We start from the raw sequence: 12,983 nt of genomic DNA on the forward strand, positions 1-12,983 counted from the left end.
GAGTCGCAATGGAAAGCCCGATGCTACGTTGCGAATGTCTATCGGGTATGTCTGGTGTGTCACTGAATGGATAGCCGCCTAGCGCAGTGGTATCAGCGCAGGCAGCTATATTTTGAATAGCAATTAGGGCAACGCTGAACAAGTCCCTCGCGGTCTGCGCATCCCTGGCCTCGGGCGGTCTGCTGCGTTGCAAATCCTCGCCATAGCCCAAGCTATGTCTGCGGTTTGCGCCTTGCATCCCATCCCGATCCAGGGCACGCAGGCTCGCGGAGACTTATGCAGCGTCACCTTAGAAGCGGTAGCTGGCAAACACGCCCACGGTGGCTTGTGTCTTTTTCTCGGTGATCGGGCTGTCTGCCGCATCGCCGCGCAGGCTGCTGGCGCTTAGCCGGGCACCCAAGCCCCATTGCTGGGTGAGCTGGTAGTTGGCGCCGATGTTGAAGCTGACCGAGTTGATGCCCGATTTGGCGGTGTAGGTTGCCAGGCCGGAGTTTGCGCTTTGCGCTGCGGTCACACCAAAAAAGGTTTGCGTGTACTTGCTGTCTGCCCAGGTGATGCTGGGGCCGGCGGTCAGCATCAGCCGCTCCATGGGGCTGTAGCGCCCCTCCAGGTCCAGCGTGGCGCGGGTGCCCTGGTCTTTGCCGGCCAGGTCCGTGACCACATTGCCGCCCACCTTCCACCAGCTGTCGCTGTAGCTGGCAAACACCGAGCCCAGTGCCGTGGCGCTGATGTCGCCCATGCCGTGCAGGCGGGCCGAGTCTGACTCTTTGCGCGGCTTGTCCAGGTTACCACCCAGGCCCACGCCCACACGCCAGTGTTCGTCTTGCACCAGGAAGGCACCCACACCTGCTGGTACGCCCGCACCGGGCAGCCCACCGATGAAATAGCGGCCATGGCTGGCGCTGAACATGGGCAGGGCCGATACCTTGGTGTCGCCGCTGCCGGGGTATTTGGGCTGGCTGACCACACCCATGCCAGCGGTGAAGTTCCAGCTGTCGGTGGATTCCTGGGACCAGGCGTTGGCACCCAGGATGCTGCTGGCGCTGGCCAGGGCTAGGGCGCTCCAGCGCCGGCTACGGGACGAGAAGGATGTGAGCATGGTGCAGTCTGCTTTCAGTGGTGAAGGGAATCGGGTGTATCCAGGCGGAACAGGGCGCCTGAAGAGGTGTCCACAATGTGCAGCCGCCAGCCATGGGCCAGGGCAATTTCCTGGCAGATGGATAGGCCCAGCCCGGCACCTTGCGGGGCAGCCTTCTGCTGGTAGGTGCCGCGCCAAAAACGTTCAAATATGCGGGCTTGGTGTTCTTTGGCAATGCCCGGGCCCTCGTCACGCACGCTCAGGCCCGTGGTGTCGATCGACAGCATCACCACGCCGCCCACGGGGGAGTGCTGCACTGCGTTTTCCAGCAGGTTTTTCAGCAGGGTGAACAGGGCTGATTTGTCGCCGTGCCAAAGCAGGGTTTGCGTCGGTAGCTGCAAGTCCAGCTGCACGCTATGGCGGTCGGCCAGGCGCGATAGAAATACCAGCACTTCCTCGGCCACGCTGGCGGGGGCCATGGGGGCGAACTTGTAGTTGTGGGCCTCGCTGGCTTCGGCCAGGTGCAGCAGTTGGTGTACCTGGCGGGCCATCACGTCAATGTCCATCAGCAGCGTGTCGCGGTCGGCCGTGCCTTCCAGCTCGATCTGGCCACGCATCAGGGTCAGGGGCGTCTTCAGCTCGTGCGCGGCTGCCCCCAGAAATTGCTGCTGCACGCGAAAGCCTTGTTCCAGCCGTTCCAGCGCTTGGTTGAAGGCATGGATCAGCGGCACCAGCTCGGTGGGTACATGCTGGATGGGCAGGCGGGCCGACAGGTTGCGGGCATCAATGTGTGCCGCCGCATCCGATGTGTCGCGCAGCGGGCGCAGCAGGCTTTTCAGTGCCAGCAGCATCAGCCCGATCAGCACCGGTATCGACACCAGCAGCGCAAACACCAGGCTGCCACGCACCGGGTTGCGCGCCGCCAGTTGGGCCATCGCGATGATGCGCTCGCTGGCGGCAGCCTCCAGGTAATAGGTCTGGCCGGCAGGGGTGTCTGGCACCTGCACCGTGGCGAGCTGCACGGCTGCGCCGTTGATCTGCAGGTCGGCGGCGCCCACCACGGGCATGCGCTGAAAGTCCACCGGCAGCAGCTGCTCACGCGGGTGCACACGCAGCGCCGTCCGGCCTTGCGCATCCACCACCCGGAACTCGATATCGCGCGGAAACGCATCGTAGAACCATTGCAGATCTTGTGGCTGCACAATGCGGCTGGGGCTGCCGTCGGCATTGCGTTCCAGATGGTCGGCGGTTTTGGTGGCGATGTCCTGCAGCATGCGGTGGCGTGCGGTCCAGTCGTCCTGCCAGACAAAGATGAACATGAAGACGCTGCTGAGCACCGCAACAACGATCAGCACGCCTGCGGCGAAGGCGGCCAGCAAGCGGCCGCGCAGGCTGCGAAACCAGCTATGCCTCGACCAGCGCATAGCCATGTCCCCGCGTATTGCTGATGCGCACCACCGAGCCAATCGCCAGCAGCTTGCGGCGCAACCGGTGCAGGGCTACGTCCAGTGCATTCGGAGTCACGGCTTCGGTCAGGCCCCAGGCTGCCAGTTCCAGCGCATTGCGCCGCACAGTTTGGCCGCCTGCGCGCAGCAGCACCAGCATGATTTGCATCTCTGCGGGGGCCAGGGTGATGACTTCGTGGCTGCAGACCAGCATGCCGCCGTCGGGCCGCAGTTCGATGTCGGCGAAGCTGTCTACGGTGTTCAGCCGCTGCGCGGGGCGGCGCGTCAAGGCGCGTACGCGGGCCACCAGTTCTTCTATGGCGAAGGGCTTGGTCAAATAATCGTCTGCCCCGGACTCCAGGCCGTCCACCCGGTCGTGCAAAGCGTCGCGGGCGGTCAGTATCAGGCAGGGGATGGACAGGCGGGCCTGGCGCAGTCGGCGTACCAGCTCGATGCCGTCTCCATCGGGCAGGCCGCGGTCTATGACTACCGCTTCGTAGTCGCCCTCGCGCAGCGCTGCCCAGGCGGCATCGACACGGCCGAAGGTGTCCACCGGAATACCCACCTGGGCCAGCGCCTTGACGACCAGCTGGGCCAGGCGTTCATGGTCTTCTACGAGTGCGATGCGGCCCATGGCTTCAGGACGCAGCGCGGCGGATGGGGTGGACGGAACTGTGCATGCCGGTCATTGTGCGTACACCTCTCTTACTGCCGACTTTCCAGACGAAAGTTTGTGAAAAGCAGCGCCGCCGGACGGCAGGAATTGCAAGGCTTTTAGGGCTCAGACGCTTATAAAACCTGCGCCAGGCGCTATTTATTCAATAGCATTTTATTTTCTACTGGATTTTCAAGGCTTGCAGCGCTTGCGCAATTGGCTCTGCCGCCATGGGCCGCACCAGCCGCTGCACCTCCTGGCCGTCCTGCAGAAACAACAGGGTCGGCCACAGCTTGACGCCAAAGGATCGGCCCAGCGGCCTGCCACGTCCATCGGCAATCTTCAGGTGCTGCACATCGGGCCGCATCGCCAGCGCTTGCGCTATGGCGGGGCGGGCGGCGCTGCAGATGCTGCAGTAGTCGTCACCAAATTCCAGCACCACCGCGCCGCGCGCAGCATCCACCTCGGCGCGTGGTGGTTCTGGGCCGTATTCGTGGGCCATGGTGTACCTCTCTTTTTACAAGGAAATAAAGCCTCTAGCGCATATTAAACCTGCACCAGCAGCTGCATTTTTTATAGCAAATAGACCGCGCCGCTGCCATGTGTATGCCCTATGCAGTCGGGCGTTGCTGCGTCAGTCGATCAACTGGCCGCCGTCATGGAACGGGTATGGCCCGTCGAATTTACCGCTGGCCACCATGTGGCTGACCAGCTGCCCCCCATCGCCCAGCGCATGCAGCGCGAAGCCGGGCGGCTCCAGCGTCCAGGCGGATGCCGCATCGGGCGCCAGGTCCAGGCACACCTGGTGGGCCGGCGAGGGCACGGTCATGGCGATGCTGCCGCCAAAGCGCACCTGGATGCTGCGGTGCAGATGGCCGCAGATGATGCGTTCCACATTCGGGTGCTGTGCCACCAGCGCTTCCAGCTCAGTCGCGCCTTGCAGCAGGCCGATGTCGTCCATATGGCCGATCAGCGTGGCAAACGGCGGGTGGTGCATGGCGATGACGACAGGGCGTTCGTGGTGCTGGTCCAGCGTGTCGGCCAGCCACTGCAGGCGCTGGTCGCACAGGCTGCCGTGGCTGGCGCCGGGCACGACCGTGTCGAGAGCGACCAACTGCAGGTTGCCGACGGCTACGCTGAATTGCACAAAGCCACTGCCACCCAGATAGCCGTGTTCGGCAAAGCTGGCGCGCATCTGTTCGCGGTCATCGTGGTTGCCGGGCATCAGATACACCGGCATGCTCAAGCGCGCCAGCAGGCTGCGCAAGTGCGCGTATTCCGCGGCGCGGCCGAAGTCGGTCAGGTCGCCGGTGATGACGACCGCGTCGGGCGGCTGTGGCAGGCGCAGGATGCTGTCCACCGCCTGTTGCAGGCACGGCGCGGTGTCCAGGCGGCCATAGGCCAGGCGGCCGGGTTCGCGGATATGCAGGTCGGAGAGTTGCAGCAGCAGAGTGGTCATGTGTTTTCTTCGCAGGACATCAGGCGTTCTGGGGCAATGGTGATGCCCACAGTGTCACCCACCTTGGCCGGGTGGTCGCGTGGCACTTCGGCGTGCAGCGGTGCCTGGTCGGCCAATGTCAGCGTGAGCTGCAAGCGGTCGCCCAGAAAGCTACGGCGTTGCACTACGGCCTGGCCGGTGGCGGAGTGGACCGGGCCGATGCGGATGTCTTCCGGGCGCACCAGCAGTGCCGTCTGGCCGGCGCGGGCGGGAGGGCATTCCAGCAGCAGGCCACCCAACGGCAGCAGATTGCGTAGCAGCGCCGGGTTGTCGCGGCGCAAAGTATTTACCCGGCCCAGAAAGCTCGCCACAAACGGGTGGCCGGGACGGCGGTACAGGCTTTCGCCATCGCCCACCTGCACGATGCGGCCGGCCTGCATCACCGCCAGGCGGTCGGCGATGGCCAGTGCTTCCTGCTGGTCGTGCGTGACGTGGATGGCGGTGATGTGCAGGCGGCGCAGCAGCTCGGCCAGCTCGTCGCGCAGCGACTCTTTCAGCTTGGCGTCGAGAGCGGTCAACGGCTCGTCCAGCAGCAGCACGCGTGGGCGCACCGCCACCGCGCGGGCCAGGGCCACGCGTTGGCGCTGGCCGCCGGAGAGCTCGGCCGGGCGCTTGTTTTCCAGACCGTTGAGGCGCACCAGATCCACCAGCTCGCCCACGGTTTTGCGCTGCTCATCGGCGCTCACGCCGCGTATGCGCAGGCCGTAGCCGATGTTGGCCGCCACCGACATCTGCGGGAACAGCGCATAGTGCTGGAACACCATGCCGATGCCGCGCCGCTCGATGGCCAGCGCTGTCACGTCCTCGCCACCGAACAAGATGCGGCTGCCGGCGTCCGGCGTTTCCAGCCCGGCGATCAGGCGCAGCAAGGTGGTTTTGCCGCAGCCCGAGGGGCCGAGTAAGGCCAGCACTTCGCCGGGCTCGATCGCCAATGTGGTGGGTTGCAGGCCGCGTGTGCCATCGGCATAGGTTTTGGCGCATTCGATCACATCGACGCGCGTGCGTTCAAATTTCATTGGCATACCCCCAGGCTACGCATTTCATGTCTTCGCCAACCCCCTTGCAGGGGGCAAACCCAGTGGCCCGGCGAAGCCGGTTCCACGGGTTTCTGAGCGGGGAGGCGCTGTGTCCAACATTGAGAGCTAAGTTTTTATCCATTGCGTTTTTCCAGGAGGTGTCCGAGCCATTGCAAGCCCCACAGCACGGGCAGGATGACCAGCAAAAAGACCAGGGTGTAGGCCGAGCCGATCTCGATGCGCATCGACGCATAGCTGTCCGCCAGGCCCACCGGCAGGGTGCGCGTCAGCGGCGTGTGCAGCATCCAGGTCAGGTTGAATTCGCCGACCGACAGGGTGAAGACCATCAGGCTGCCCGCCACGATGGCGGGCAGCACGGCAGGCACCAGCACGCCCATGAAGCGCTGGGCAAAGCTGGCGCCCAGCGAGCGTGCGGCTTCCTCCAGCGCCAGCAGTTCATGCCGGCGAAACGCCGCGCCCACGGTACGCACCATGAAGGGCAGGGTGAACACCAGGTGCCCGACCAGGATGAAGGCAAAGCTTTGCCGGAAGCTACTGAGTTGCCCGTAGGCCAGTATCAGCGCCAGCGCGGTGGCCAGGCCGGGCACGGCTACCGGCAGGGTCAGCAGCTCTTCAAACAGCCGCGCCCAGCGCGATGTGCTGCGCGCCAGCGCATAGGCACAGGGCACGCCCAGCAGCAGGCAGCCGACCACGCACAGCAGGGCCAGCAGCAGCGAGGCGCTGACGGTGCCGCCGTACACGTCCAGCACCTCGGTGATCCAGCGCAGGGTCAGGCCGCTGGCCAGGCCGGTGCTGTAGTTGTTGACCAGTCCGGCCAGCACTGACAGGGCGATGGGGGCCAGCATGAAGACGCTGACCAGCGCGGTCAGCGCCGGCAGCAAGAAGGGGAGTTGGCGGGATTGAGCCATGGTTTTATGCCCCCGCTGCCGCCGGGCCGGCCGCATGGCGCGCCAGGAACAGGCTCAGCCAGGTGATGATGCCCAGCGTGATCGACAGGCTGGCGGCCAGCGCGAAGTTGGCGTAGTTGGTGAACTCGTTATAGAGCGTGATGGGCAGCACTTCAAACTTGCTGGCCAGGGTGAAGGCCGTGCCGAAGGCGCCCATGGACGTAGCAAAAACGATAGCACCACACGCAAGCGTTGTCTGCGCTAGCTCAGGAATCCATACATCTCTGGCAACGCGCCAGCGGGACGCACCCAGCGAGCGCGCGGCCTCTTCCAGCTGCGCATCCATGGCGCTGGCGGCGGCGGTGTAGGTGGCGATGGCGCGCGGCAGCGAGAAGTACAGATAGCCCAGGAACAGGCCGGTCAACCCGTAGGCAAACGTGGTGCGGCCCAGGCCCAGCCACTCGGTCAGGTCGGCCACCAGGCCCTGGCGGCCACCCAGCAGGATGATGAAGAAACCGATGATCACGCCGGGGAAGGACAGCGGCAGCGTTAGCAGCGACAGCAGCAGGGGCTTGGCCTTGAAGCGCTGGCGCGCCAGCGTAATGCCGACCAGGCCGCCGAGCAACAGCGTGGCCAGCGTGACCGCCAGCGACAGGCCCAGCGTGTTCAGCAGGCTGCGCAGGTAGCGGCTGTCGGTCAGCACCGCGAAATAGGTGGCCCAGCCCTTGTCTTCCGGCAGGGCGAACAGGCGTACCACCGGCAGCAGCCAGAACGCAGCAAAGAAGGCCACGGCCGGCGCCGCGCAGGCGCCCAGCAGGCGGGAGGGGGAAGTCATGCGCAGCGCCTCTATGCCAGCTTATTGAACGTCTTTGAGGTAACGGTCCGAGAAGCCTTTTTGCACTGCGGCCATCTTGGCGTAGTCCACGGTTTTGGCGCGGGCGTATTCGCTGGCGGGCAGGAAGCGGGCCTGGATGTCCTTGGGCATGGCGGTGGCGCGCACCGGGCGCAAGTAGGCGTTGGCCCAAATGGCCTGGCCTTCGTCGGACAGCACGAAGTCCAGCACCTTGTGGGCGTTGTCGGCGTGTGGCGCATTCGCCACCTGGCTCATCACATAAGGTACGGCCAGCGTGCCTTCGGCGGGGATGACGAACTGCACGTTGGCCTTGTCTTTGTACTTGGCGCGGTAGGCGTTGAAGTCGTAGTCCAGCAGGATGGCGATTTCACCCGACAGCACGCGGGCATAGGCAGTCTGCTTCGGCACGATGGGTTCATTCTTTTGCAGCGCCTTGAAGTAGTCGATGCCGGGGCCGAAGTTGTCCAGCGTGCCACCGCGCGCCTGGTTCACCGCCACGGCGCCCACGTAGCCCACAAAAGCCGAGGCCGGGTCCAGATAGCCGATCAGGCCTTTGTAGTCGGGCTTGAGCAGGTCGGCCCAGGACTGCGGCACCGGCTTGCCCTTGAGTGCGTCCACATTCACCATGAAACCCATGGTGCCGGAGTGGATGGTGAACCAGTGGCCTTGCGGGTCTTTCAGGCCGTCGGGAATATCGGCCCAGCCAGCGGGTTTGTAGGCGGCAACCACGCCTTCTTTTTGCGCCTGGATGGCGAAGGTCACGCCCAGGTAGGTCACGTCGGCCACCGGGCTAGCCTTTTCGGCCACCATCTGTGCCAGCGACTGGCCGGAGTTCTTGTTGTCCGGCGGCACGGTCACGCCGGTCTTGGCCTTTATGGCCTTGATCTGGCTGGCCCAGTCGGCCCATTCGGGTGGGCAGTTGTAGCAAATGGCGTTTTGGGCGAAGGCGCTGGCACCGGCCAGGCCGAGGGCCAACAGGGCGGCGCGCGCCAGGGTTTGGATGGGTTTACGCATAAAAACTCCGTTGAAAAGTTGCTGGGAGGGGAGAGATTCAGGAAATGTGTGAGGGCAGGGGCGCACAGGATTCGCCAGCGCGGAAACCATGGGCCAGCAGCACGCTGGCGGTGGGCGATACCGCTTCGCCGGCAGCCATGGCGGTCACCAGCAGTTGCACGCCGTGGCGGCCGATGTCGGCATTGGGTTGGGTGATGGTGCTGAGCATGGGCGTCAGGTCTTCGCCCAATGCAATGCCATCGAAGCCGGTGATGCTGATGTCCTGCGGCACGCGCAGGCCGGCCAGGTGCGCGGCGCGGATGCTGCGGATGGCCAGCAGGTCGTTCGAACAGACCAGTGCGGTGGGGCGGGGGCTGCGCTGCAGCAGTGCGCGGATGTCCTGCACGGCGGTTTCGACAAACGGCACCTCTAGCCACTGCGTGCCGTCCAGCCCCTGTGCTTCCATGCCAGCCCAGAAGCCGCGCTGGCGTTGCTGGGCCCGGTCGGACGCCGCCAGTTGACCGCTGATCAGCGTTATGCGGCGGTGCCCTAGGTCGGCCAGCCGGGCCACCAGCTCGCGCACAGCCTGTTCGCTGTCCACCGATACGCAGGGGTGGTCGGGGTGCTGGTTGTAGGCAAGCACATAGGGGAGGTTGGCGGTACGCAGCCGGGCCAGCGCGGTGGATGTGGCGGGGTTGGACACCACCAGCAGCATGCCGTCCACGTTACCGGCCAGTAGCTGCTGCACGGCTTGTTCTTCGCTCTCCAGCCGGTAGTCGGTGGTGATGGGCAGGATGGCGTAGCCTGCGGCGCTGGCGGCCTTGGCAATGCCGTCCAGGCACTCGGCGAACACCGGGTTGAGCAGCGTGGGCAACACCACGCCAATCACCCGGCTGCGCTGGGTGCGCAGGCTGCGCGCGCTGGCGTTCGGTAGATAGCCCAGGGTCTGCGCCATGTGCAGTACCCGTTCGCGCGTGGTGGCATTCACCTTGTCGGGCAGGTTGAAAACCCGCGACACGGTGGCCATGGATACCCCGGCTTGCAACGCTACGTCCTTGATGCTCACGAAATCGTCCTGTGTGAAAACGTTTTCATTAGAAAAAGAAAACGTGACGCCGTGATGACAGCCGTACAAGCGCGGGACGCAAAAAAGCCCGCATCAGCGGGCTTCAATGTGGGGTGGGTGGGAGACTATTTGCCGCGCCGTACCCGCAGCAGCTCGTCCAGAATCAGGCAGATCGCGCCCAGGGTGATCGCTGCATCCGCCAGGTTGAAGGCGGCGAAATGCATATTGCGCCAGTAGAAGTCCAGAAAGTCCACCACATAGCCGTGCAGCACGCGGTCGATCACATTGCCGATGGCGCCGCCCAGCACGCAGGCCATGGCGAAGCAGAACAGCTTTTGCCCCGCGTGCTTGCGCAGCATCCAGACGATGAACAGCGCCGCCGCCACGCCGATGCCGGTGAAGAACCAGCGTTGCCAGCCGCCTGCATCGTGCAAAAACGAGAACGCCGCGCCGGTGTTGTGGGCCCGCACGATGTTGAAGAAGCTGGTCACGGGCGTGCTGTCGCCCAGCTGGTAGTAGCCGGTAATCAGCACCTTGGTGAACTGGTCCAGGATCAGGATGATCAGCGCCAGGCCCAGCCAGGGCAGCACGCTGGCGCTGGATTTGCTGAAAGTGGTTTTGCCTTTACCCGCCATTACGCCACCTTGCGGACTTCACCCGCGCCATACAGATTGCTGCTGCAACGGCCGCAGATGGTGGGGTGCGCGGCGTCGCTGCCCACGTCTGGCGTGTAGTGCCAGCAGCGCTCGCACTTGGTGTCAGAACTGGCTCTGACGCTGATAGAAAATGCGTCGCCAGCTACCAAATTGATAGCGGATGTGATGAACACAAACTTCAGGTCTGCGCCCAGGCTGGACAGCAGGGCGTAGTCGGCAGCGGCCACGGTCAGGTGCACATTGGCTTGCAGCGAGGCACCGACTTCGCCATTGGCGCGCAGCACTTCGATGTCTTTGTTCACCGCGTCGCGGATCTCGCGGATGCGGCTCCACTTGGCTTGCAGTTCGGCGTTCGGCGCGGCCAGCTCGGCATAGCTTTCCAGGAAGATGGATTCGCTGCTGCCGAAGATCTTCCAGGCTTCTTCAGCGGTGAAGCTGAGGAAGGGCGCCATCCAGCGCAGCATGGCGTGGGTGATCTGCGCCAGCGCGGTCTGGGCGCTGCGGCGGGCCAGCGATTTGGGCGCGGTGGTGTAGAGCCGGTCTTTCAGCACGTCCAGGTAGAACGAGCCCAAATCCTCCGAGCAATACACCTGCAGCTTGGCGACCACCGGGTGGAACTCATACACCTCGTAGTGCGCCAGGATGTCGGCCTGCAGCTGGGCTGCGCGGCTTAAAGCGTAGCGATCGATTTCCAGCAGCTCATCAAACGGCACAGCGTCCGTTGCCGGGTCAAAGTCGCTGACGTTGGCCATCAGGAACTTCAGCGTGTTGCGGATGCGGCGGTAGGTGTCCACCACGCGGGCCAGGATCTTGGCGTCGATGCCCAGGTCGCCCGAATAGTCGGTGGAGGCGCACCACAGGCGGATGATCTCGGCGCCCATCTTGTCGCTGACCTCTTGCGGTGCCACCACATTGCCTTCGCTCTTGCTCATCTTGCGGCCACGGCCGTCCACGGTGAAGCCGTGTGTCAGCAGGCCCTTGTACGGCGCGTGGTCGTACATGGCGCAGGACGTCAGCAGCGAGCTGTGGAACCAGCCGCGGTGTTGGTCATGGCCTTCCAGGTACAGGTCGGCCGGCCAGGCGGATTGCTCTTTGTGGCTGGCGCGCAGCACGTGTTCGTGGGTTGTGCCGGAGTCGAACCAGACGTCCAGGATGTCATTCACCTTGGTGTAGTTTTCGGCATCGGCGCCGATGATGGATTCGGCCGTGGCCTTGCTCCAGGCTTCCACGCCGCCGGCCTGCACCATGGCTGCGGCCTGGTCCATGATGTCCATGGTACGCGGGTGCAGCTCGCCGGTGGCGGTGTGGATGAAGAAGGGCAGGGGCACGCCCCAGTTGCGCTGGCGGCTGATGCACCAGTCAGGCCGGCCGGCGATCATGTCGCGCAGCCGGGTCTTGCCGTTTTCGGGGTAGAAGCTGGTTTCTTCGATGGCGGCCAGGGCCAGCTTGCGCAGGGTTTGTGGTGCCTTGTCTTGGGTAAACACGCCCACGCCTTCGTCCATGCGGATGAACCACTGGGCCGCAGCACGGTAGATCACTGGCGTCTTGTGGCGCCAGCAATGCGGGTAGCTGTGGGTGATGGTTTCGGTGGCAAACAGGCGGTCGTGCTCGCGCAGCTTTTCGATGACCAGCGGCGCAGCCTTCCAGATGTTCAGCCCGCCGAACAGCGGCAAATCATCCACATAGCGGCCATTGCCTTGCACCGGGTTCAGGATGTCGTCGGTCTTGATGCCGTTGGCCACGCAGGAGTTGAAATCCTCTACGCCGTAAGCGGGCGAGGAGTGGACGATACCGGTGCCGTCTTCGGCGGTGGCGTAGTCGGCCAGGAAGACGGGGCTGAAGCGTTGATAGCCTGGGTCTACGTCATAGAACGGGTGCTTGAAATTGATATTCGCCAGCTTTTCGCCCAGGGTAGTGGCCAGCACGGTGCCGTTCAGCGCGTAGCGAGCCATGGCTTTTTCCACCAGGTCCTCGGCCAGCAGCAGAATGCCGCGCTCGGTTTGCACCAGGGCGTAGGTGAGGGCGGGGTTCAGGTTCAGCGCCTGGTTGGCCGGGATGGTCCAGGCGGTGGTGGTCCAGATCACGGCATAGGCGTGCTGGGCCAACTTGTCCAGGCCGAAGGCGGCGGCGAGCTTTTCAGGCTCGGCGCATTCAAAGCCCACGTCCAGGGTTTGCGACTTCTTGTCGGCGTATTCGATCTCGAACTCGGCCAGCGAGCTGCCGCAGTCGAAGCACCAGTAAACGGGCTTCAGGCCACGGTACACAAAGCCGCGTTCCATGATGCGTTTCAGTGCGCGGATCTCATTGGCTTCGTTGCCGAAATCCATGGTGCGGTACGGGTTGTCCCATTCGCCGAGCACGCCCAGGCGCTTGAAGTCGGCCATCTGGCCGGCGATCTGCTCGGTGGCGAAGGCGCGGCTTTTCGCCTGCACTTCATCGCGCGGCAGGTTGCGGCCGTGCAGTTTCTCGATGGCGTTCTCGATCGGCAGGCCGTGGCAGTCCCAGCCGGGCACATAGGTGGCGTCCATGCCTTTGAGCTGGCGCGCCTTGACGATCATGTCCTTCAGGATCTTGTTGACGGCGTGGCCGATGTGGATGTTGCCGTTGGCATAGGGTGGGCCGTCGTGTAGCACGAACTTGGGTGCGTTGACGCGTGCATCGCGCAGCTTTTTGTAGATGCCTTTTTCTTCCCATTCCTGGACCCAGCCGGGTTCGCGCTTGGGCAGGTCGCCGCGCATGGGGAAGGGGGTGTCGGGCAGGTTCAGGGTGCTGCGGTAGTCGGGGGCGGTGGATTCAGTCATGGGGTATTCGAATG

The 12,983-nt window shown here is 64.3% G+C and carries 12 protein-coding genes; all 12 read right to left on the reverse strand.

The window, feature by feature from the left end; genetic code table 11:
* Positions 1-289: 289 nt before the first annotated feature.
* Positions 290-1,099, reverse strand: coding sequence for a MipA/OmpV family protein (locus tag AC4BBN_RS13875; RefSeq protein WP_490592553.1), 810 nt, complete (start codon positions 1,097-1,099; stop codon positions 290-292).
* Between the two features lie 14 nt (positions 1,100-1,113).
* Positions 1,114-2,502 (reverse strand): sensor histidine kinase, encoded by a 1,389-nt coding sequence (locus tag AC4BBN_RS13880; protein WP_490592554.1) that lies wholly within the window; start codon positions 2,500-2,502, stop codon positions 1,114-1,116.
* Positions 2,483-3,157: a response regulator transcription factor gene (locus AC4BBN_RS13885; protein WP_490592555.1), complete on the reverse strand. Its 675-nt coding sequence runs from the start codon at positions 3,155-3,157 to the stop codon at positions 2,483-2,485. Before AC4BBN_RS13885 ends, AC4BBN_RS13880 begins: the two co-directional genes overlap by 20 nt.
* Before the next feature lie 202 nt (positions 3,158-3,359).
* Positions 3,360-3,680, reverse strand: coding sequence for a thioredoxin family protein (locus AC4BBN_RS13890; RefSeq protein ID WP_490592556.1), 321 nt, complete (start codon positions 3,678-3,680; stop codon positions 3,360-3,362).
* A gap of 132 nt (positions 3,681-3,812) precedes the next feature.
* Positions 3,813-4,637 (reverse strand): phosphodiesterase, encoded by an 825-nt coding sequence (locus AC4BBN_RS13895; protein WP_490592557.1) that lies wholly within the window; start codon positions 4,635-4,637, stop codon positions 3,813-3,815.
* On the reverse strand, positions 4,634-5,692 hold the full coding sequence (locus tag AC4BBN_RS13900) for an ABC transporter ATP-binding protein (protein WP_490592558.1): 1,059 nt from the start codon (positions 5,690-5,692) through the stop codon (positions 4,634-4,636). Before AC4BBN_RS13900 ends, AC4BBN_RS13895 begins: the two co-directional genes overlap by 4 nt.
* Positions 5,693-5,826: 134 nt before the next feature.
* Positions 5,827-6,621, reverse strand: a complete 795-nt coding sequence (locus tag AC4BBN_RS13905; RefSeq protein ID WP_490592559.1) for an ABC transporter permease — start codon at positions 6,619-6,621, stop codon at positions 5,827-5,829.
* Positions 6,622-6,625: 4 nt separating this feature from the next.
* The gene (locus AC4BBN_RS13910; protein ID WP_490592560.1) at positions 6,626-7,435 is read right to left on the reverse strand and encodes an ABC transporter permease subunit; all 810 of its coding nucleotides are present in this window, start codon (positions 7,433-7,435) and stop codon (positions 6,626-6,628) included.
* 21 nt (positions 7,436-7,456) lie between these two features.
* On the reverse strand, positions 7,457-8,467 hold the full coding sequence (locus tag AC4BBN_RS13915) for an ABC transporter substrate-binding protein (protein WP_490592561.1): 1,011 nt from the start codon (positions 8,465-8,467) through the stop codon (positions 7,457-7,459).
* Positions 8,468-8,504: 37 nt separating this feature from the next.
* Positions 8,505-9,512 (reverse strand): LacI family DNA-binding transcriptional regulator, encoded by a 1,008-nt coding sequence (locus AC4BBN_RS13920; protein WP_490592562.1) that lies wholly within the window; start codon positions 9,510-9,512, stop codon positions 8,505-8,507.
* Between the two features lie 125 nt (positions 9,513-9,637).
* The gene (gene lspA, locus AC4BBN_RS13925) at positions 9,638-10,147 is read right to left on the reverse strand and encodes a signal peptidase II (RefSeq protein ID WP_490592563.1); all 510 of its coding nucleotides are present in this window, start codon (positions 10,145-10,147) and stop codon (positions 9,638-9,640) included.
* On the reverse strand, positions 10,147-12,969 hold the full coding sequence (gene ileS, locus AC4BBN_RS13930) for an isoleucine--tRNA ligase (protein ID WP_490592564.1): 2,823 nt from the start codon (positions 12,967-12,969) through the stop codon (positions 10,147-10,149). The genes lspA and ileS overlap by 1 nt, the downstream gene beginning before the upstream one ends.
* Between the last annotated feature and the right edge of the window lie 14 nt (positions 12,970-12,983).

It is taken from the genome of Rhodoferax sp. SPJ21, from assembly GCF_058216335.1.